The organism is Thalassobaculum litoreum DSM 18839 (assembly GCF_900102465.1).
Taxonomy (GTDB): Bacteria; Pseudomonadota; Alphaproteobacteria; order Thalassobaculales; family Thalassobaculaceae; genus Thalassobaculum; species Thalassobaculum litoreum.
The window spans coordinates 1-19727 of record NZ_FNBW01000005.1 but is presented as its reverse complement, the minus strand read 5'-3'; the positions used below and the strand labels follow the sequence as shown (position 1 = coordinate 19727).

At 64.6% G+C, this 19727-nt stretch carries 20 protein-coding genes, 1 tRNA gene and 2 pseudogenes; 7 read left to right on the top strand and 16 right to left on the bottom strand.

Features of this window, described 5'->3' with window-relative positions; translation table 11 throughout:
- Nucleotides 1-7: 7 nt before the first annotated feature.
- Nucleotides 8-1387 (bottom strand): glutathione-disulfide reductase, encoded by a 1380-nt coding sequence (gene gor / locus BLS34_RS08935; RefSeq protein ID WP_028792837.1) that lies wholly within the window; start codon nucleotides 1385-1387, stop codon nucleotides 8-10.
- Between the two features lie 229 nt (nucleotides 1388-1616).
- Between gor and BLS34_RS08930 the strand changes: the two genes are divergently transcribed.
- Nucleotides 1617-2645, top strand: coding sequence for a hypothetical protein (locus BLS34_RS08930; RefSeq protein WP_139189184.1), 1029 nt, complete (start codon nucleotides 1617-1619; stop codon nucleotides 2643-2645).
- Between the two features lie 41 nt (nucleotides 2646-2686).
- On the opposite strand, the gene BLS34_RS08925 is transcribed toward BLS34_RS08930, so the two are convergent.
- From BLS34_RS08925 to glmU, 5 genes are all read right to left on the bottom strand, one after another.
- Nucleotides 2687-4165 carry an NAD-dependent succinate-semialdehyde dehydrogenase gene (locus tag BLS34_RS08925; protein ID WP_028792839.1) on the bottom strand — a complete coding sequence of 493 codons (1479 nt, stop codon included), beginning with the start codon at nucleotides 4163-4165 and terminating at the stop codon, nucleotides 2687-2689.
- A 165-nt stretch (nucleotides 4166-4330) separates the two neighbouring features.
- A complete protein-coding gene (locus tag BLS34_RS08920) occupies nucleotides 4331-4663 on the bottom strand; it encodes a hypothetical protein (RefSeq protein WP_093149719.1) in 333 nt (110 codons plus the stop codon).
- Nucleotides 4664-4723: 60 nt separating this feature from the next.
- A complete protein-coding gene (locus BLS34_RS08915; RefSeq protein ID WP_093149717.1) occupies nucleotides 4724-5581 on the bottom strand; it encodes an alpha/beta hydrolase in 858 nt (285 codons plus the stop codon).
- Nucleotides 5578-7401, bottom strand: a complete 1824-nt coding sequence (glmS, locus tag BLS34_RS08910; protein ID WP_093149716.1) for a glutamine--fructose-6-phosphate transaminase (isomerizing) — start codon at nucleotides 7399-7401, stop codon at nucleotides 5578-5580. Before glmS ends, BLS34_RS08915 begins: the two co-directional genes overlap by 4 nt.
- 3 nt (nucleotides 7402-7404) lie before the next feature.
- Nucleotides 7405-8766, bottom strand: a complete 1362-nt coding sequence (gene glmU / locus BLS34_RS08905; RefSeq protein ID WP_093149714.1) for a bifunctional UDP-N-acetylglucosamine diphosphorylase/glucosamine-1-phosphate N-acetyltransferase GlmU — start codon at nucleotides 8764-8766, stop codon at nucleotides 7405-7407.
- Nucleotides 8767-8990: 224 nt separating this feature from the next.
- Here glmU and gph point away from each other — a divergent pair, with 224 nt between their 5' ends.
- The 3 genes from gph (at nucleotide 8991) to BLS34_RS26460 (ending at nucleotide 10307) form a co-directional block, all read left to right on the top strand.
- On the top strand, nucleotides 8991-9674 hold the full coding sequence (gene gph, locus BLS34_RS08900) for a phosphoglycolate phosphatase (protein WP_093149713.1): 684 nt from the start codon (nucleotides 8991-8993) through the stop codon (nucleotides 9672-9674).
- A 101-nt stretch (nucleotides 9675-9775) separates the two neighbouring features.
- A tRNA-Val gene (locus BLS34_RS08895) sits at nucleotides 9776-9850 on the top strand.
- A 226-nt stretch (nucleotides 9851-10076) separates the two neighbouring features.
- Complete coding sequence (locus BLS34_RS26460; protein ID WP_245701947.1) at nucleotides 10077-10307, top strand: hypothetical protein; 231 nt, start codon at nucleotides 10077-10079, stop codon at nucleotides 10305-10307.
- Between the two features lie 93 nt (nucleotides 10308-10400).
- Here the strand turns inward: BLS34_RS26460 and BLS34_RS26455 are convergent.
- Nucleotides 10401-10460, bottom strand: a pseudogene (locus BLS34_RS26455) (hypothetical protein); the annotation flags it as partial.
- A gap of 3 nt (nucleotides 10461-10463) precedes the next feature.
- Here BLS34_RS26455 and BLS34_RS26450 point away from each other — a divergent pair.
- Entirely contained in the window at nucleotides 10464-10763 is a 300-nt protein-coding gene (locus BLS34_RS26450) for a hypothetical protein (RefSeq protein WP_245701946.1), read from the top strand.
- Between the two features lie 147 nt (nucleotides 10764-10910).
- On the opposite strand, the pseudogene BLS34_RS26445 reads toward BLS34_RS26450, so the two are convergent.
- The 8 genes and pseudogenes from BLS34_RS26445 to BLS34_RS08860 all read right to left on the bottom strand — a co-directional run.
- Nucleotides 10911-11387, bottom strand: a pseudogene (locus BLS34_RS26445) (recombinase family protein); the annotation flags it as partial.
- A complete protein-coding gene (locus BLS34_RS08885; RefSeq protein ID WP_093149712.1) occupies nucleotides 11384-11785 on the bottom strand; it encodes a hypothetical protein in 402 nt (133 codons plus the stop codon). The gene BLS34_RS08885 and the pseudogene BLS34_RS26445, both read right to left, overlap by 4 nt.
- A 120-nt stretch (nucleotides 11786-11905) precedes the next feature.
- Nucleotides 11906-12238, bottom strand: a complete 333-nt coding sequence (locus tag BLS34_RS08880; protein WP_215906074.1) for a hypothetical protein — start codon at nucleotides 12236-12238, stop codon at nucleotides 11906-11908.
- 21 nt (nucleotides 12239-12259) lie between these two features.
- Nucleotides 12260-12670, bottom strand: a complete 411-nt coding sequence (locus tag BLS34_RS08875) for a hypothetical protein (RefSeq protein WP_093149710.1) — start codon at nucleotides 12668-12670, stop codon at nucleotides 12260-12262.
- Nucleotides 12671-12673: 3 nt separating this feature from the next.
- Nucleotides 12674-14266, bottom strand: a complete 1593-nt coding sequence (locus BLS34_RS08870; protein ID WP_175474166.1) for a type IV secretory system conjugative DNA transfer family protein — start codon at nucleotides 14264-14266, stop codon at nucleotides 12674-12676.
- Nucleotides 14263-14580 carry a hypothetical protein gene (locus BLS34_RS25330; RefSeq protein WP_139189182.1) on the bottom strand — a complete coding sequence of 106 codons (318 nt, stop codon included), beginning with the start codon at nucleotides 14578-14580 and terminating at the stop codon, nucleotides 14263-14265. The genes BLS34_RS08870 and BLS34_RS25330 overlap by 4 nt, the downstream gene beginning before the upstream one ends.
- A 25-nt stretch (nucleotides 14581-14605) precedes the next feature.
- Nucleotides 14606-15502 carry a hypothetical protein gene (locus BLS34_RS08865; protein WP_139189180.1) on the bottom strand — a complete coding sequence of 299 codons (897 nt, stop codon included), beginning with the start codon at nucleotides 15500-15502 and terminating at the stop codon, nucleotides 14606-14608.
- Nucleotides 15499-16860 carry a hypothetical protein gene (locus BLS34_RS08860; RefSeq protein ID WP_093149706.1) on the bottom strand — a complete coding sequence of 454 codons (1362 nt, stop codon included), beginning with the start codon at nucleotides 16858-16860 and terminating at the stop codon, nucleotides 15499-15501. The genes BLS34_RS08865 and BLS34_RS08860 overlap by 4 nt, the downstream gene beginning before the upstream one ends.
- A gap of 264 nt (nucleotides 16861-17124) precedes the next feature.
- Between BLS34_RS08860 and BLS34_RS08855 the strand changes: the two genes are divergently transcribed.
- On the top strand, nucleotides 17125-17676 hold the full coding sequence (locus BLS34_RS08855) for a hypothetical protein (RefSeq protein WP_093149705.1): 552 nt from the start codon (nucleotides 17125-17127) through the stop codon (nucleotides 17674-17676).
- A gap of 63 nt (nucleotides 17677-17739) precedes the next feature.
- Here the strand turns inward: BLS34_RS08855 and BLS34_RS08850 are convergent, their stop codons facing one another.
- A complete protein-coding gene (locus BLS34_RS08850; RefSeq protein ID WP_093150102.1) occupies nucleotides 17740-18288 on the bottom strand; it encodes a recombinase family protein in 549 nt (182 codons plus the stop codon).
- Nucleotides 18289-18500: 212 nt separating this feature from the next.
- Between BLS34_RS08850 and BLS34_RS25325 the strand changes: the two genes are divergently transcribed.
- Entirely contained in the window at nucleotides 18501-19172 is a 672-nt protein-coding gene (locus tag BLS34_RS25325; RefSeq protein WP_139189178.1) for a hypothetical protein, read from the top strand.
- The last annotated feature ends 555 nt before the right edge of the window (nucleotides 19173-19727 follow it).

Genomic DNA, 19727 nt, shown 5'->3' with positions numbered 1-19727 from the left:
CGGCGTCTTACTCCGCCGCCTGACGCTCCTCGGGGTCCGGGCGCTTTTCGCGCATGGTGACGAATTCCTCGGCCGCGGTCGGGTGGATGCCGATGGTGCGGTCGAAGTCCTTCTTGGTCGCGCCCATCTTCACCGCGATCGCCACGCCCTGGATGATCTCCGGACTGTCGAGCCCGACCATGTGGGCGCCGACCACCTTCTGGCTGGCCCGGTCGACCACCAGCTTCATCAGGCCGCGTTCGGTGTTCTCGGTCAGCGTGTATTTCATCGGCCGGAAACCGGACACGTAGATGTCCAGCGCGCCGTACTTCTCGCGCGCCGCCTCCTCGGTCAGACCGACGGTGCCGATCGGCGGCTGGCTGAACACCGCGCTGGCCACGTTCTCGTGGTCCGGCGACATCGGGTTGTCGTTGAACTCGGTCTCCGCGAAACAGGTCCCCTCGGCCAGCGCCACCGGGGTCAGGTTGATCCGGTCGGTCACGTCGCCGATCGCCCAGATGGAGGGGATGTTGGTGCGGGAGTATTCGTCCACCTTCACCGCGCCGTTCCTGTCCATCTCGACACCGACCTCCTCCAGGCCGATGCCCTTGGTGTTCGGATGGCGGCCGGTGGCGTACATCACCGCGTCGACCTCCAGGGTCTCGCCATCGGTCAGATGAACGAGATAGCTGTCCCCGGCCTTCTCGATCCGCGACGGCAGGGTCTCGCAATGCAGGTGGATGCCCTTCTTCGCCATCTCCTCGTCCAGGGCGGTGCGGACATCCTCGTCGAAGCCGCGCAGCACCTTGGGCGCGCGGTAGATCAGATGGGTGTCGCTGCCGTAGCCGTGGAAGATGCCGGCGAACTCGACGGCGATGAAACCGCTGCCGACGATGGCGATCCGCTCCGGCCGCTGCGGCAGTTCCAGCGCCTCGTTGGAGGTGATGGCGTGCTCGATGCCCGGCACGTCCGGCAGGCTCGGCCAGCCGCCGGTGGCGATGAGAATGCGTTCGGCGGTGTAGCGCTTGCCGGCGACCTCCACCGTGTGGGGATCGACGATCTTGCCCTTGCCGTCGAGCACGTCGTTGCCCGCACCGCTGAGCAGCTTCAGGTAGATGCCGTGGAGCCGGTCGAGCTCCTTCTCCTTGGTGGCGATCAGCGCCGACCAGTCATGGCTCACGCCCTCCACGGACCAGCCGTAGCCGCGCATGTCCTCGATCTCATGCGGCAGGTGCGAGCCGTAGACCAGCAGCTTCTTGGGCACGCAGCCGCGCAGCACGCAGGTACCGCCGACGCGCAGTTCCTCGACGACGGCGACCTTGGCGCCGTAGCGCCCGGCCATGCGCGAGGCGCGCACCCCGCCGGAGCCGCCGCCGATGGTGATCAGGTCGTAATCGTAGCCGGCCATCGCCGTTCTCCCGCCTCAGTCCGAAATCGCTTCACCGCAACATAGTGCGCCGCAGCGCGGAAGGTTACCCCCGCCGTTCCGGCACGGAGATTTTCCAGCTTGGAATGGGCAGGTTGGCAGGATTACCAGAATCGTATATCCAAAATTTCTATCATCCATAGCAGCCGACAACATGTCGGCTGGCTGGCGTGGCTGCACATTCCAGGCAAAGACCGAGGGGAACCGCCCGATGCACACCACCATATTTGCCGGTCTCGTTGCTGCCGTCGCGCTGGCAGGATGCGCGAACAAATCGGCTCCCATTGTCGAGAACGGGCCGTTGACCCTGGGCCGGAACCAGGGTGCGGTCCTGTTCGTCCTGCAACGGGACCCGCTCCTGTTGCAGACGCCTCTGACGATGACGATCCGACGCTACGACCCCGCGACGAATGCTTTCCTGGAAGCGTCGCCAGGGGGCGATGACGACGGGGACGACCCGAATGTCATCGAGATCAAATACGCGACGCAGGCACAGCTCGGCCGGAACGATCGATACTGGACCTATGTCGTTCCGCCCGGGCACTACGCCATCGAAAGCGTGGAGATCACGAAGACCTACAACAGTGTCCAGTTCATCGGCGGCAATCCGATTATCGGTCTGGCGGCCACCCTGGTCGTCGCCGCCGCCAGTGCCGCAGCCGCGGAAATCACGCACGAGCAGATCGCCTTTTCGAACGAGGGCTACCTCACTCCCGACGCGCCCCGATTCACTGTGACGGGAGGTCAGGCGACCTATATCGGCGACTTCTCGTTCCAGGGCGAAGAGCAGGTCACCCAGGTGACCACGTCGCGCAGCTTCAATGACCCCGAGCTCAACGAGACCCGCACCGTGTCCGATATGCGCGTGATCCTCGATTATCAGTTTCATCCCGAGGGGATCGCTTGGTACGCGGGCCGCCGCGGGCTCGGAGCAGGTCAGGTCGTCGGTCAACGCCTGGCGGCCTTCGATGACGCCCGGTTCCTGGTGAAGGATTTCTCGTCGGCGGATCAGAACCGGCGGAAGCTGGCCCGCGCGCCCTCCATGAATCCGCAGCCGAGCGGCCAGGTACCCCCTCCCTTCCCCATGGCAGCTGAACCGGGGACCGCCGAACCCGTGGCCGCCGAACCGGGGCTCGACAGGAACCGCCTGAGCGCCTTGCCCAAGTCAGAACTCCAGCGCCGCTTCCTCTCCGGCGAGATCAGCATGGACGAATACAACAAGGCACGGGCCGGACAGTAATCCCTGCCCGGCCCGCGGTCGTCCCCATCTGACGGTGCGGCTTACGGCGCGCCGAGGCCGCCCATCAGGATGTACTTGATCTCGGTGAACTCGTCGGTGCCGTACTTGGAGCCCTCGCGGCCGAGACCGCTTTCCTTCATGCCGCCGAACGGTGCCACCTCGGTGGAGATGCCACCTTCGTTGACACCGACCATGCCGTATTCCAGCGCCTCGGCGACCCGCCACACGCGGCCCAGGTCGCGGGCGTAGAAGTAGCTCGCCAGGCCGTACTCGGTGTCGTTGGCCTGTCGGATGACCTCTTCCTCGGTCTTGAATCGGAACAGCGGTGCCACCGGGCCGAAGGTCTCCTCGCGGAAGATCTGCATGTCCGGGGTCGCCCCGGTCAGCACCGTGGGCGCGAAGAAGTTGGCGCCCATGTCCTTCATCCGCGAACCGCCGGTGGCGACCTTGGCCCCCTTGCCGACCGCGTCCATCACATGCTCTTCGACCTTGTCGACGGCCGAGCCCTCGATCAGCGGGCCGAGCACGACGCCGTCGTCGAAGCCGTTGCCCTGCTTCATCTTGTTCACCGCTGCGGCCAGCGCTTCGGAGAATTTGTCGTAGATGCCGTCCTGCACGAAGATCCGGTTGGCGCAGACGCAGGTCTGGCCGGTGTTGCGGAACTTGGACAGGATCGTGCCTTCCACCGCCGCGTCGATATCGGCGTCGTCGAAGATGATCATCGGCGCGTTGCCGCCGAGCTCCAGGCTGACCTTCTTCACCGTGCCGGCGGCCATGGCCATGATCTGCTTGCCGATCGGCGTGGAGCCGGTGAAGCCGATCTTGCGTACGATCGGGTTGGTGGCGAGCTCGTTGCCGATGGCCGACGCGCTCTTGCCGACGACGATGTTGAAGACGCCCGCCGGCATGCCCGCCCGTTCGGCCAGCACGGCCAGGGCGAGGGCCGAGTACGGCGTCATCTTCGCCGGCTTGATCACCACCGGACAGCCGACCGCCAGGGCCGGCGCGCATTTGCGGGTGATCATCGAGTTGGGGAAATTCCACGGCGTGATGGCGCCGACGACACCGACCGGCTGCTTGATGACCACGATGCGCTTGCCCGGCGCGTGGTTCGGGATCACGTCGCCGTAGTTGCGTTTGGCCTCCTCGGAGAACCACTCCACGAAGGACGCCCCGTAGGCGATCTCGCCCTTGGCCTCGGCCAGCGGCTTGCCCTGCTCGGCGGTCATGATCGCGCCCAGGTCGTCCTGGGCGGCCATCATCAGCTCGAACCACTTGCGCAGGATCTGGGCGCGCTCCTTGCCGGTCTTCTCGCGCCAGCCTTTCCAGGCGGCGTTGGCGGCCTCGATCGCGCGGCGGGTCTCGGCCTCGCCCATGTCGGGGATCGTGCCGATCTTCTTCCCGGTCGCCGGGTCATCGACATCCACGGTACCGCCGCCATCGGCGCCGACCCACTGGCCGTTGATATAGCCCTGCTGCTTGAAAAGCTCCGGATCCTTCAGACGGCTGGCGAGATCCATTTTGGTGTGCTCCCTCATGTGCCTTGGTGGCGTCGGTCCGCTGGCACGGGCCCAGAGGCCCATGCCGTTATGGCGGATGACGTTTATCGCGTTGTCCGTACTATAGGCAGCGCCGCCGCGATTTGAAGGGAGCGAAACACGCGGCGACCGAAATCCCCCGGCCGATCAGCCGCTCTTGGACACCCCCGGAACGGCGCAGTCGCCAGTGGTGTAGATCGTCCGCACGGCGGTCGTGCCGGACAGATGCATCGCCAGATTGCCGGTACAGTCCGAGAACGCGATCCAGGCGCTGTAGGACAGGGAGCCCGGCGCCTCGCCGCCCTGATCGTCCGGCGCCACGAAGACCTCGCGGATCCGGGACCGGTCGATGCCGATCTCGTCGATCACCGCCTGAACCTTGGCCCGAACCTCGTCGATCCGCCGGGCCTCCGCCGGACCGGCCAAGACCGCGGTCAGCATCAGAACCGCCGCCGAAGAACCAACCAGACGCTTGAGCATTTCCATCTCCGTCGCTGACACGCTCGGCAAGAGATGGGCGGCCGGTGCGGTCGGATTAAGTCACGAAGGCGGGAGATCGTCGTGCCGGGCGCGCGCGAAATCCGTGATCTCCTGGACCACCGGGCGGGCCAGCAGCATTCGGGCATGGCCGAACCGCTCGGTCAGCAGCAGTTTCGCGTCCGGTCGCAGGGCCGCCAGAGCCTCCGCGTCGCTCGCCGGCACCTCGTCGTCGCTCCGGTCGTGCAGCAGCAGAAGCCGCTCCGGCAGGTGGTTTGCCACTTTCAGCAGGTCGAACCGCGCTCCGTCGAAGCCACGACGGGTCAGCTCGGCCATCAGATCGACGCTGCGCGACTGCGGCTCGCCCGCCATCTCCAGCCAGCGCCGCGTCGCCGAGGCGAGATGCACTGGCGTGGAGATCAGAGCGAGCGAGGGCACCGCCAGCGGCCTACCTGCGATCACATCGCGCACGCAGGCAAGCCCAGCCGCCAGACCACCGAAGGAATAGCCGACCACCGCCGTCACGGGTGTCCCCGCCTGGGCCAGGTCGGCGCAGAGCAGACGGAGCCCGGTGGCGATGCGTGGCAGGCTTGCCGTCGTTCCGCCGCTCTCCCCATGGCCGGGCGCGTCGAAGGCGGCACAGCGGACCCCGGCCTGGGTCAGGGCGCGGATGATTGCTGCGAAATGGGTCGAGCGCGAGCCCCAGCCATGGACAAGCACCACGCAGGGGTTGCCGGCCGCAGGTTCGGCCGGCTCCCAGAGATAGGTGCGGATATCGTCGACCATTCCGTCCTGCACGCCGGAGATGACCAGCGAGCCGCGGGTGGCCTTATCGCCGAGTGCCGTATCCCCCGGCCGGGTGTCCGGCGCGCCCGGGGTGCACCAGCGCTCGAACAGCGCCTCTGCGTCCGGCTGGGTCACTCGACCGTCACGCTCTTCGCCAGGTTGCGGGGCTGGTCGGCGTCGGTTCCCTTCTCCACCGCCGCCAGATAGGCCAGGAGCTGCACCGGGATCGAGTATAGGATCGGCGCCACCTCCGGCGCCACGTCGGGCAGCACGACCAGATGGTCCGCCGACCCGCCGAGTTCCTTCGCGCCATGGGCATCGGTCAGCAGAATCACCCGGCCGCCGCGCGCCCGCACCTCGGCCATGTTGGAGGCGGTCTTGTCGAACCAGCCGTCGCTGGGGGCGACGATGACCACCGGGACATGCTCGTCGATCAGGGCGATCGGGCCGTGCTTCATCTCGCCGGCGGCATAGCCCTCGGCGTGCACGTAGGTGATCTCCTTGAGCTTCAACGCGCCTTCCAGGGCGATCGGATAGGACAGGCCGCGCCCGAGATAGAGCACGTCCTTGGCCCGCGACAGCTCATGGGCGATGGCGTGATAGGCGCTGGTGTCCTTCAGCGCCTCGGCGACACGGCCCGGCACGCCCTCCAGGGCGGTGACAAGGCGCAGCACCTCATCCTTGTCGATATGGCCGCGCGCCTGGCCGAGCGCGATGGCGAGGCCGAGGAAGGCGGTGAGCTGGGCGGTAAAGGCCTTGGTCGAGGCGACGCCGAATTCCGGCCCGGCGCGGGTCAGCAGCACGCCGTCGGACTCCCGGGCGATGGTGCTCTCCGGCACGTTGACCAGGGCCAGCACTTTCTGCCCCAGGCTCTTGCCGTGGCGCAGCGCCATCAGCGTGTCCAGGCTCTCGCCCGACTGGGAGACGGCGATGACCACCCCGCCCTTCGGCAGCACCGCCTTGCGGTCGCGGAACTCGGAGGCGAGATCGACCTCGCAGGCCACGCCGCCGATGCTCTCCAGCCAGTAGCGCGCGGTCAGCCCTGAATAGAAGCTGGTGCCCGCCGCCAGGATGGTGATCTTCGACACCGACTCCGCGTCTTCCAGCGGATACGGCAGGGTCGCGACCCCGGTGCCGGGGTCGATCACCGTGTGCAGGGTATGGGCGATGGCCTCCGGCTGGTCGTAGATCTCCTTCTCCATGAAGTGGCGGAAGTTGCCCTTGCCGATCATCGCGGCGGAGACGGTGGAGACGTGCTCCGGGCGCTGGACGGGCGTGCCGTCGCCGGTGAACACGGACACGCCGGACCGGCGCAGCACCGCCCAGTCGCCGTCGTCGAGATAGATGATGCGGCGGGTCAGCGGCGCCAACGCCACCGCGTCGGAGCCGACATAGGCCGCCCCGTCGCCGATGCCGATCGCCAGCGGCGAGGCCCGGCGGGCGGCGAGCAGCAGGTCCTCCTCGCCAGCGATCAGCACGACGAAGGCGAAGGCGCCGGTCAGCCGGGGCATGACCCGGGCCATGGCCTCCTGCGGGGAGGCGCCGTCGGCGAGCTCGCGCTCCAGCAGATGGGCGACCACCTCGGTGTCGGTGGCGCTTTCGAAGGTCGAGCCGGCAGCCGACAGTTCGGCACGCAGGGCGGCGTGGTTCTCGATTATGCCGTTATGGACCACGGCGACCCGGCCGGCCACGTGCGGGTGGGCGTTCTCCAGGGTGGGCGGACCGTGGGTCGCCCAGCGGGTGTGGCCGATCCCGGACACTCCCTTCAGCGGCTCGCGCTCAAGCACCTCCTGCAGGGCCGACAGCTTGCCCGCCGCGCGCCGCCGAGTGAGCCCCCCCTCCGACACAGTCGCAAGGCCGGCGGAGTCGTAGCCCCTGTATTCCAGGCGCCGCAACGCATCCATCATCAACGGAGCCGCCGGTTGGCCCGACAGCACGCCTACGATCCCGCACATGGTTCAGCCTTTCGTCTTCTTCTTCGCAAGATTGCGCTGGCGCAGGCGCTCGCCCCCGCCGGGAATGGTCTTGGTCTCGCCGCGCACCACCACCAGGTCGTCGCCGGCCACGTCCCGGGTCACGGTCGAGCCCGCGCCGATGATCGCGCCGTCGCCGACCTTGACCGGCGCCACCAGGGCTGTGTTCGAGCCGATGAAGGACCGCGCGCCGATATCGGTGTGGTGCTTGTTGGTGCCGTCGTAGTTGCAGGTGATGGTCCCGGCCCCGATATTGGCGCCGCTGCCGATCCGGGCGTCGCCGATATAGCTCAGGTGGTTGGCCTTGGCGCCGGCCTCGATCTCGGCGTTCTTCACTTCCACGAAATTGCCGATATGGGCCTGCGCGCCGATCCGGGCGCCAGGACGCAGGCGGGCATAGGGTCCGACCAGCGCGCCGGGTCCGACATGCGCGCCCTCCAGATGGCTGAAGGCGCGGATCTCCGCTCCCTCCTCGACCGCGACCTTGGGGCCGAACACCACGTGCGGGCCGACCGTCACGTCCTGGGCGAGGCGCGTGTCATGGGTCAGGAACACCGTTTCCGGCGCGGTCATCGTCACCCCGCCCTCCAGGGCCGCCGCGCGCAGCCGGTCCTGCATCGCCGCTTCCGCCCGGGCGAGGCCGGCCCGGGAATCCACCCCCTGGGTCTCCAGCGGATCGCAGGTCACCACATGGCAGCGCCGGCCGTCGCGATGGGCGATCCCCACTAGATCCGTCAGGTAGAATTCGCCCTTGGCGTTGTCGTTGCCGATCCGCCGCAGCATGTCGAACAGGATCGACGCGTCGATCGCCATCACCCCGCCGTTGCACAGCCTGATCGACAGCACCTCGGGCGTGGCGTCGCGGGCCTCGATGATCCGCTCCAGGACCATGTCCGGCCCCAGCACGAGACGGCCGTACTGGCCAGGATCCTCCGGCTCGAACCCCAGGACGACGACGGCGGGATCGTCCGCCGCCTGTCTGGCCGCCACCAGACGGGACAGGGTCTGCGGGGTGATCATCGGCGTGTCGCCGAAGCAGACGAGAACCGTACCGCCGCCGCGGCACCACGTCTCCAGCGCCTCGGCGGAGGCCAGCACCGCGTGGCCGGTACCGAGCGGCGGGTCCTGCACCGCCACCGCGGCCCGACCGCTGACCGCCTCGCGCACCGTGTCATGGGCGGGCGCGGTGACGACAACCACCGGATCGGCGCCGCTGCCGGCGACCGCATCCAGCACCCAGCCGATCATCGGTTTACCGGCCACCGGGTGCAGCACCTTGGGCAGGGCCGACTTCATGCGCGTCCCCATGCCGGCGGACAGGATGACGGCGGCGACTCGTTCGCTCATCGGCGGCAGGCTCCTTATCTTGCTCTGTTCCGGTCTGGCCCGGCCCCAATCCGGCCCGGTTCCAGTCTGGCTCGCTCCCAGTCCGGCCCGACTCCGGCGACACGGTCGGGCGCGGAATGTCGGCGGGCTATAAATGCCATCGGCCGGGACCATTGACGAACACACGTTTTGCAACGGAGTGTAACAACCTCAAGCCTTTCAGATACATTCCATCGACGGTCCCCATGCCCCTCCCGACGAAAGCCGCCGCGGTCGTCTTCGATCTCGACGGTACCCTGATCGACAGTGCCGACGATCTCGGCGCCGCCGCCAACCGCCTGCTCGCCAGCGAAGGGCGCCGGCCGCTGACACCGCACGAGGTCCGGCGCTTCATCGGCGACGGCAGCCGGGTCTTCGTCGACCGGGCCTGGGCAGCCACCGGCACGCCGGCGGACGGCTCGGGCGGGAGCCAGGGTCTCGACGCCCTTGTCGCCCGCTTCATCGCCGAGTACCAGAGCGACGTGGCTGGCCACACCCGCGCCTATGCGGGCGCGGTCGACACCGTCGCGGCGCTCAAGGCGGGGGGTATCGCCGTGGCGGTCTGCACCAACAAGCCGCAGCGCCCGGCCGAACTGGTGCTGGAGGCGCTCGGCTTCGCGCCCTATGTGGACGCGGTGGCCGGCGGCGACCGCTTCGCCCATCGCAAGCCCGATCCGCGCCATCTGCTGGACACGCTGGCGCTACTGGGGACGTCATCCGAGGCAGCGGTCATGGTCGGCGACAACGAGCACGACATGGCCGTGGCCCATGGCGCCGGGACCGGCGCGGTTCTGGTCAGCTACGGCTATGCCCGCCTGCCGCTGGAGGAAATCGAGGCCGACGCCCGCATCGACAGCCTGACCGACTTGCCCGGTCTGCTCGGGCTGTGAGGGTCGCCGGCGATGTCGGACTGCAGATTGCGCCAGATGGGGCGTTGAGTGATTGACAAGCCCGGCCGCTCCCCGTAGATACCGGCGTCCCGACACGGACCGGGCGCGTAGCTCAGCGGGAGAGCACTGCCTTCACACGGCAGGGGTCGCTGGTTCAATCCCAGCCGCGCCCACCATTCTAGACTTACCCCCCGCAATCATCCCTAAAACCCGCAGTGGCTCTGCGATAGCGGCGGTTCGAAACCCCTCTTTTCGGCAGTATCGGACAGGCTCCAAAAACGCCATGCGGAGCACGAGGCGGCGGTAGTCTGCCCGCTCGGAAGCCCAGAGTTTCCAAGGGTTTGAGAGGAACGCCAGGGCGGTTCGAAATCCTTCGTCGAAGCTGACGACGGGACGGCCCTTTTGAGCGGCCATTTCGGCAAGCCCCGCCTTCTGAAGCTCCAGCTTTTCGACCTCGCGCTCGTAGGCCGCGATGATTGCCGGTTGATCGGTCTGCATGATCCGCTCGACGAGCTTGGCCGTTTTGTCCTCAATCGCACGCAGAGACCGCTTGGCGTCCGCTGCGCGTTGACCGGCAGCCTGCCCTTGCTGATCCCAGGCCTTAGCGAACATGGCCTTGAAGAGATCGACTAAAGCCGGTCCGGGCTTCATCGCCTTCAGGAGCTTGTCGAAGTCATCTTCGATCTGCTCCTTGCGGATCGACTTTCCCCACAGGTCGCAGCCTTTCTTGAAGCATTTGTAGTAGCCGTAAAGCGCGCTACGGCCTTTCGACCAAGCGGCAGTCATCGGATGGCCGCAAGCATCGCAACACACGAAGCCGCGCAGCACGAAATCGTCGCGGATATCCTCGCGGGCCGGGGTAAGCGCGCGGCCATCCAGCCGGTCCTGCGCCTTTTGCCAGATCGCGACGCTGACGAGCGATTCATGCTGTCCGCGCTTCATGTGAATGCCGAGACGCGGCGCGTGAATGAGCCCGGCATAGAGCGGATTACGCAGCAGATTGAAGGTCCGCTGCCAGTTGGCGCGGCCCAGCTGCTTGGTACGGAACTCCTGATAGGTGTCGAAGAAGCGGGTCACTTCCGCCGCTGACTGGAACCGGCCAGACGCCAGCCCTTCGAAGGCTTCCCGTATCACGGACGCCTGCGGCTCTTCAGGGACCATGACCTTCCCGCCGCTTGAGTGTTTGTCGTAGCGGTAGCCGATGATCTTGCCAAAGCACCAGAACCCGTTCTCGACGCGGGCGCGCATTTTCTGAGTGACTTGCCGCCCGTTCTGTTCCCGCTCCAGCTCGCCTTGCGCGGCGGCGATGGTCTCGAAGAAACGCCCTTCCGGGCTGTCCTCAAAATTGAAGTTCAGGCATTCGCGGGTCGCGCCCCGCTCCGCCATGATCCGGCGCAGACGCAAGTGGAATTCCGTGTCGCGGGCATAGCGCTTCAGATCGTCGAAGATGACGACGAATTGTTCGTTCGGCTTGGCGTCCATATAGGCCAGCAGCGCCACCATGCCGGGGCGGTTTATGAAATCCCCGCCGCCCGACACGTCATCGGGAAACACCGCCTCGACGGTGTAGCCCTTGGCGGCGGCATATTGGCGGCAACGATGCTCCTGACTATCCAGGCCAGAGCCTTCAAGGCTTTGCCGTTTGCTGGACACACGGCAATAGATCAGGGCCTTCCGGCCATCGGGCTCGGGGTTTGGCAAAGGCAGTGTCATTTTAGAATCCTTCCCGCCACCGCGCGATGCGCGGCGGCCTTCTCAAATGGTTTGTTCAATTCGGACTGTTCATATTTTACCGCATCCGCGCCCGTATCGGGGCGCGGAGCCGCACTTTCCGGGAGTTTTCCACAGGCATCTCGATTCCCGCTCCCGGCGTTGCGGGCGTTCCCGGCCTGCTGGACCGGATGGAACCCGAAGCCCAGCATCGCGAACTCGACCATCACACCCCAGAGGGTCTGGAGATAGTCGGCCTTCTGGTCGTCACTCCATCCGGTGTCATCCAGGAAGTGCGCGAACTCCTCCAGATCGACGCTGACAGACGGCGGGCCGCTGCCGCTGGTATCCAGGCGCGGCAGGAAGTTCTTCGCATCGGAGGGCGGCTTGTATTGGGTCATGGCGGTTCTCCTTTCTTGTTTTTGTTCCGCTCTGTCCGATGTTCCTCCCGCGCCATCGGATAAAAGAGAACAAAACTAGAACATACGTTTTGAATACGCAAGTATTTTGGGCGCTGGTTTCTATCGTGTGCGCTCTCGCGTCTTCGAGACCTCCCGGCTTTCCTGCCGCTCCTGCTTGAACTCTTCACGGCGCAGATCGTTCGTTCGGTCATAGGCCTTACGGGCGAGCTCCGAGACCTTCAGCAGGTCGGAGCCGGAGAAGCTGTGCGCATCACGCAGATTGCCCTCGCGGTCCTCAAACGTGCGGGCGAGGCTGGTGGAGTAGAACGGCCCGTCTTCGCCCTCATTGCGCCAGATGGTGGCCTTGAGGGAACCATCGCGGATTACATCGGCGGGCTGGCGGCTCTGATCGGTGGTGCGGTCTTCCTGGCGGTCGTTCTTACGGTCGGTCATTTTCTGATCTCCTCTCTTGGGTTAGCGGTCACGGGAGCGGTCTTTTGTTCGCTCCCGTATGCGGTCCGGCGCGGGTTGCCCCCGCGCCTTCATGAACGCGGCTTTGCGGTCTTCTCGGGAGGGCGTGGCGGCAGGAGCCGCCGCGCGCTGTTCCTGCGCCCATCGTTCCTGGAACGCTGCCCGGTCAGGGCCGAGCGACAGCGCGCGGGTGGGCTTGAGCGTCGGCTCCGGCTTGCTGCGCCTCACCATGAAGGACTCGCGGCGCTGTGCTTCGCTCTGGCTTTGCGCGGCCCGTTCCTTGGCCCGCAACTCGTCGCTCGCAGGGTCAAAAGCCCCGCGCACCGATGGCGTGCGCTCCAGCTTGGTTGGCTGGCCCGGCAGGTTGCTTGCGTGCAGGCGGGCAAACGAGCCCCGGCTCTTGGGATCGCTCATCGCTCACCTCACCTTCGACCAGGTGCCGTCGCGGTACTGCGGATAGTGGGCGAACTCGTCCGGCACGGGTTCGCGCACCACCTTCTTCCAACCATGCCCAAACAGGGTTTTGACGCGGACCCGGTCGGCGGGCGGGTGATACGGGTTCGGGTGGTATCGCCCGGCCATGAAGCGCTGCTCGTAATACGGCCTGCGATCGGCGTAGATCGGGTGCGCCAAACCATCGGCGAACAGGATTTGCTTATCGCCGGGCATGTTCAGAATCTCATCGGGGGTCATGAGCGAACGAGCCCGCTTGGCGGGCAGTGCTTCGCGCCGCGCCGCATGCTCGTAGCTGAGGGCAGCGTCCAGCGGATCGCCGCCGTCCATGATGGCGCGCATGGCCTTCTCACGCGCGTGCCGCGCCTCTTCGGACTGCCGCTCGTCTTCGTAGGACAGCGTTTCCATGCCGAGCATGCGAGACAGGGTGGCCCCGGTCTCCAGGTCCCGCACGGCGAAGTATTGCTGCACCGCCGCCGACGACAGGATGATGGTGTCGGCGTCCGGGCCCAGAGCCTTCATCTGCTTGATGCTCTGGAAGACCGCCCAGGGCCGAATGCCGATGCCCGCGCCATAGGTGAACAGCTTCGGGACGAGCGGGAACGCGCCCAGCTGCGCGCACTCATCAATCACCCAGGTCTGACGCGGCGCTGCGGGGCTGCGGGATTTATAGATGAGCCCCGATGTGAACAGGGCCCTCAGGACCGGTGCCCAGGCTTCCACATATTGCGGCGGCACCATGAGGTAGATTTGGTAGGCCTGATCGCTGCGGATCAGATCTTCGAGCGAGAAATCGAACGGCGGCGAGACCGACGCCATCAACTGCGGATCGGAGAGGCAGGCGACCGACTTCATCAGCTCGCCCAAGATGCCCTGGAACCCGCCTGTCGGGTTGTCCCGCCCTTCGGCGATTTCCTTTTCGATCCGGCGGACATTCTCATGCCCGGATTCGTGCATCTCGAAGGCGAAGTTGAGCCAGGCCTCCCCCGCCGCCACCACAAGATTGATGACGGTGTAGAGCGCGGGAAGTGTCAGAACGCCGTCGCGCTCGGTGACGGCAAGCGCCAGCGCCTCGAAATACTCCCGTCCCCGCCGCTCGAAATACTCCCCCGCCGGACTGCCCGAGAGCGGGATCATGTTCTCGGCCAGCACCTTGACGTCGGAGACCAGCGAGCGGCTGTCCTTGCGGATCGGGTCCACCGGATTGACCCGGTGCGAGATCACCCCGTGCAGGCCGTCCGGGTTCCAGTAGAAACAGAACTTGCCGTCCGGCGTCTGATCCAGGCTGACCATCGCCAGCTCACCCTTCATGTCGAGGATGAGCATCGAGCCCGCATAGATGCCGGAGCAGATATTATAGCCGAGCACATCGCGGAGCTTGCCGCCCCGCGCCCCGGCGGCTTGCAGCCAGCCGCCCTCCGCATCGCTGAAGAGGGGGTGACCGTCATAAAAGCCAAGGAACAGGGAGTCCGGCTTCTGCCGGATCATCCCCGCCCGCTTGATCTCATCGAGATTGCTGAACCGGGCAGAGCCGAACGGGCTTTCGGCGTTACTCACCGGAAGCCCCCGCCGATCCGGAAGCCGCTGAGGAGCCCGCGCCCCTCCAGGATGCGCAGGATCACGCCGGACACCATCCGCGCCGCGCCATAGACGCCGACGGCGCATACGCCCCACCACGCCACGTTCACGATATCGTCGAAGCCGTAGCCGTAGTGATCGCGGGCGAAGGCCTGGACGAAGGCGATGGTGGACCCTTGCAGCGGCCCCGTCCCGAAGAACGCGGTCACTCCCGAGCCTACGGTCGCCAGCACGCGAACGCCCTGGCTTTCACCGCCACGATTGCCGCCCTGCGGCGCATTGGACTGAGTCATCACACACTCCTTTCGGGGTCGGGGTTCAGTCCTTGCCGGACGGGCGAAGGCGGTAGACAGCGACGCGGCTCGCGCCCGCTTCCTCGAAGTAGGCGCTCCAGAACGCGGCTAGTTCGTCTTCGGTGCAGTGCGGGCCGTAGTCGGCGTGCAGCACCAGGTAGAAGGAGACCTCCACGCCGCTCATCGCGGCGGGTGCCACGCGGGCGTATTCCGGCTTGTCCTTGAAGCGCTCGAAGGGCGGCAGATCGCCCTTCACATCGCAGAACCGGGCGATTTCCGTGTTCTGGATGCCGTCGCTAATCACCAGCAGCCGCTTGCGCCCGCCTGCATCCCGGAAGCCGGAACCACGCGAGATCGCCTGGAATTGCTCCAGCAGAGGGCTGTCGATCGCCAGCACCTTTTGCTGCGCCTTGGTCTCGGAAAACACGCTGTCGACCACAGGCTGGACAGCCTCGTGGAAGCGCTTGTCCGCCTCATTGCTGAGGAAGCCGGAGGATGCTGTCTTCTCGATGCCGTGGCGGGCATAGTCGCTTTCAGAGCGGGCCGGGCCGCAAAGCTCTACCCGGCGCGGGGCCAGATCGCCGACCGTATCGGCTTCGGTCGTGATGACCGAGAAGCGATCATTGAAGGGCAGCGTCTCCCAGGCCTGCGCCACCGCCGCGCGGATATCGCGCTCTTGGGATGGCGACCAGCTCATCGAGGCGTCCCACCAGATGGTCGTGCTGCCCTGCGGCGCGGCGCTCTCGTAGCAACCCAGATCATCGGGACGGACAGTGTCCGCGCCCGAGACGACGGCGTAGCCCACGCCGCCAAGCGCGGTCAGGGCAATCGCGCCCACGGCCATGGGTACGGCCCACTTGCTTCCCGTGGCAGGGGTGCGGCGGCGCGGACGGGATGAACGGGATTTTGCGCGGCGATTCATGACAGATCCTCCGTATTGGGTTTGTCGTGCAGGCTGGATGTGACGAGCGCACGGGCCTCCGCAGCCGCCGTGACGATCACCGTGCGGCAGGCCTCGATATCCGCGCGGATATCGCGCGCCGGGTCTTCCGGCGGGCTCCACTCCACCCGGAACCGGGCGCGGACGGCGTCCGCATCGATGCGCCGGATCGCGGGCGGGTTTTTGCCCGCGATTGACCGGTAGAGAGCGATGAGGTGATCGTGCGCGGCATCGATGGACGTGATGGCGTCTTCGACATCATCGGCGAGCGCGGCCTTGTCGGCTTCGAACTGCGCGATCCGCTCCGCCCGGCCTTCCATGGCCGAAAGCACCGTCTCCGCTTCATCATCGATCAGGCCGAGATGGTCCTCGGCAACGTCATTGATCTCATCGAGGGCTCGGTCATGAGCACCCTTACGCGCGGCTTCGCTCGCCGTGACGCTGCGCGCATGCGCGCGGTCACGCCCCGGATCGGGATCACCGAAGGCGCTCATGCCTTCCACCCAGGCCAGCACCGAGCCGCCGAGGCCGAAGATCAGCAGCAAGGCACTGCTTAGTGTTCCGAACGCTGCAATCGGGTTGCTGGTGAAGGACAGCAGCGCGTCGTCCAGCGTGCCTTCGGCCCGCGCCGTTGCGAGGCTGCCGTGCAGCAGGATGATTGCCGCGATAAGTGGCACTGAGCATAGGCGCGCCGCCCAGCGTTTTTGCAGGACGGGTCCGTTCGAGACCGGCGCGCCGACACCCAGATTGAAGTGCCGTCCGATGAGGTGGCCGCCGAGAAACGCCGCGAGCAGGACCGCCGCGCCACTCGCCATCACCCCCAGCGTTACCCCGGCGGCGATGGTTGGTACGACACCGGACTGGAAGAAGACCGAGCCGGTGAGCAGTCCCTCACACACCATGAAGACGAAGATCAGGATCATCGGCAGCGGGCGGACCGGCAGCAGATGCCCCGGCGCGAGCCCGTGCTCATGCACAAAGGCCTTGAGCCCGACCTTTCCTTCGGCCAGCTCCGCATTGATCGCTTTCATTTCATCCGATGCGCCGATGGCAATGGCGATGATCTGATCAGCAGCCGACGATGCGGTGGCCTTAACGCCCTCGATTGAGAATGCGCAGGCTTCCGCATCGCGGGTCTCGATGTCGATCTGGTCTTCCCGGAGGGCGGCGCGGCTATCGGCAAGGTCGGCTATCGCAGTGTCGCGCACGGCCCCCGCAATATTGTCTATCGGCTCCCCATCACGCGCGCGGGAGACGATCTCCCCGTCAATGACCGGCGCGGCGCGTTTGCGCCGCCCAAAGCCGCCGATGAGGGATTTGACCCGGTCCCAAAACGACATCGCATTCCTCCTGATCGCGGGCGCACTGCGCCTTTCAAAATCGCGCTCAGAAGGTTTTGTTTTGGGAGGATGCTTAAGAGGGTGGCGGCAGCGTCAACGCCGGGCAAGCGCCGTGGCAGCCTTCAGGCCCCTGATATAACAAGGCCGGAGACGCCGAAATCACACTTATCTTATTGTGAATGATAGATATATTCTGTCGCAGTCATGGGGCCGTCCCCAGGCGGGCAGAGAGAGCGAGAGGCACCGCAGGTCAAGGATCTCCGCATGGTCAATGGCAAGCTCCTCGACTGCTATGCCCGGCGGTTGCTGCCACAAGAGGCTGCAAAGCGCTCCGGCGTCAGCCTGAATACGGTCTACGCGCATTACGGACGCTTCCGGGACCGCCTGGTCTTCGCCGGTTATTATCAGGACGGCGCTTTGTCTCTCGATGAAGAAGGCCTGTCACCCCAAATCCAGGAGGAATTGCGATCCCGCCGGGGCGTCCGCACGGAAGAAATCTTTCCGCATGCCGCCGAACTCATCGAATGGGCCGAGGAATGGCCGCCGAAGCTCGTCTCCAGACATATCCGCAAGATCGTCGAGTTGACCGGACCGCTCCATGCCGAGCCTGAGCTGAATGACGATCAGGCATCCCGCCTCGGCATCTATGTTCGGTACGCCCGAACGGAGCTTATTCTCAGTCGGTTGCGCGCCGTCCCTACGCCCGACGAAGCGTTGACCGGCAGGATTGAACGCGCCGAACAGCAAAAGGCCGACCTTTGGCGTGCCTACCGCTCGGCAAGCAAACGGATCGAACGCGGCGTTGCATCCCGGTAGCTGTCGTAGAAATCGTCGCAGTGATCGTCATCCGGACGCATTGAATCGTGTCAGGCCAACCCATCACTTCAGCGCGCGGTAGAGGGTGGAGGCATGAACGCCGAGAAGCGCCGCGATTTCTCCGTGCGTTCTCTGGCGCGTGGCGATCATCCGCCGGGCCTGCTGAAGCATCTCCGGCGTAATCTTGCCGGGCCGCCCGACATGGACGCCGCGCCGTTTCGCCGAGGCCATTCCGGCGCGCGTGCGCTCCGATATCAATTCCCGTTCAAACTCCGCCAGCGCCGCCAGCATGTGGAAATAGAACCGTCCCCCGGCGCAGGTTGTGTCGATCTGTTCCTGCAACGAGCGAAACCCCACACCGCGTTCGCGCAAGGCATTGATGGTTTCCACCAGATGCGGGAGCGAACGGCCCAGCCGGTCGAGCTTCCACACCACCAGCACGTCCCCCGCCTGAACCCGTCTCAGGGCCTTGCGCAATCCGGGCCGTTTCACCGACGCGCCGGAGACACCGAAATCCTCATGGATAACGCCGCACCCAGCACCTTTGAGAGCGTGAAGCTGGAGGTCGAGATTTTGCTCCTCCGTGCTGACACGAGCATATCCAATATTCATGCAAGACACCCCCGCGTGCTCTGTAGGCATAAAATTTCGATAGATCAGTGACTTGGATTCACGCGTCCGGTTCCGGCAAAAGCGGTCCCTTTTGCAATGCGGAGCGCGTAAGGGATCGTCTTCGAAAAATTAAGCGTAAATTAAGTATTCACTGAGACAATTAAAGTTGATACAATGTTACAATATTGTATTGCAAAAAGGACCCGTTTTCAATGACCGTATCTAACCGATTTTTATTTATTTTCTCGTTTTTAGTTTTGACTTTTATCGCCTCACCCGCCGCCTATGCCGATTGCTCCGATCCGGCGGGAAAGGCGGGAACCATGGATTATTTCACCTCCGATGGCGTTTATAAATTCTGCGATGGTACAGATTGGCACTCGATGAAAGGCGGAGCCGCCTCCGGTGAGGATGTCGCCTCAAAGGACTATGTCGATGCCGCCGTCGCAGCAGGCGGAAGCGGTTATACCCCGCCGACACAGTTCATGTTCACTTCCACAATCGGAAGGGGCAACACCGCGAATGATAATTGTGACAACGAGACCGCCGATGGTGGTGGATGGCGGATCGGAAGCTCTCGCGATCTGTACTTCTTTCATCTCAACGGTGTATTTCCAGCGCCGGCCAGCGCACATGTTTGGATGACTGTTATCCCGCAACCGGAAATTCCATTGGCGACAGGCACAACGAGCCAAGTATATTCAACAATTTATGCAGGATCGAATGGATTTGTGAGCATGGCGGGAGGCAATAATTATACAAAGAATTGTTTTGGATGGACGTCCGCAACAAACGGCGTTTATGGCGGCATACTAAGAAGCGACCAAGTCAGCGTGAATAGTGAAAGCTGTAATAGTTCGCTTCCTAGTTTTTGCGTTAAGTAATTAGTTGTATTGTATTTTTATTATTAATCTGAATAAAAATAAAACATTGGATAAAAGGAAATATGAGAATGTTTTTACATCTAAGAATATTAAGCGCTGCTCTTCTATTCTTTTTGGGGATGGTGACTTCGCAGGACGCGCACGCCGCCTGTGCGGACCCGGAGGGAAATGAAGGCGAGATAACCTACAACACCACCTACAAAACCATGCAGTTCTGTGACGGGAGCAAATGGTGGAGCATGAAGGGCAGCATCACTGGCGATAGCCTTGCCTCCAAAGACTACGTCGACACCGCCGTCGCAGCGGGGGGCGTCAACGGGCGCTATCAATTGATGTGCACAAACTATGGAGTGTATTACAATAATATTACATGTCTTAGAATGGACACCCAGACGGGAAGCGTAATTTGTAAGGATAGAAGTCAACCGGGTGGCGGCGTGCAATGGGGAAATTGCTCGATTCCGTGGTAGTTTTAGGTCATTTTGTATTTTATTTATTTCTGACAGTTCTATGTTTTTATAGAATTATAGCGGATAGTGCTGCTGGAGGCTTCAC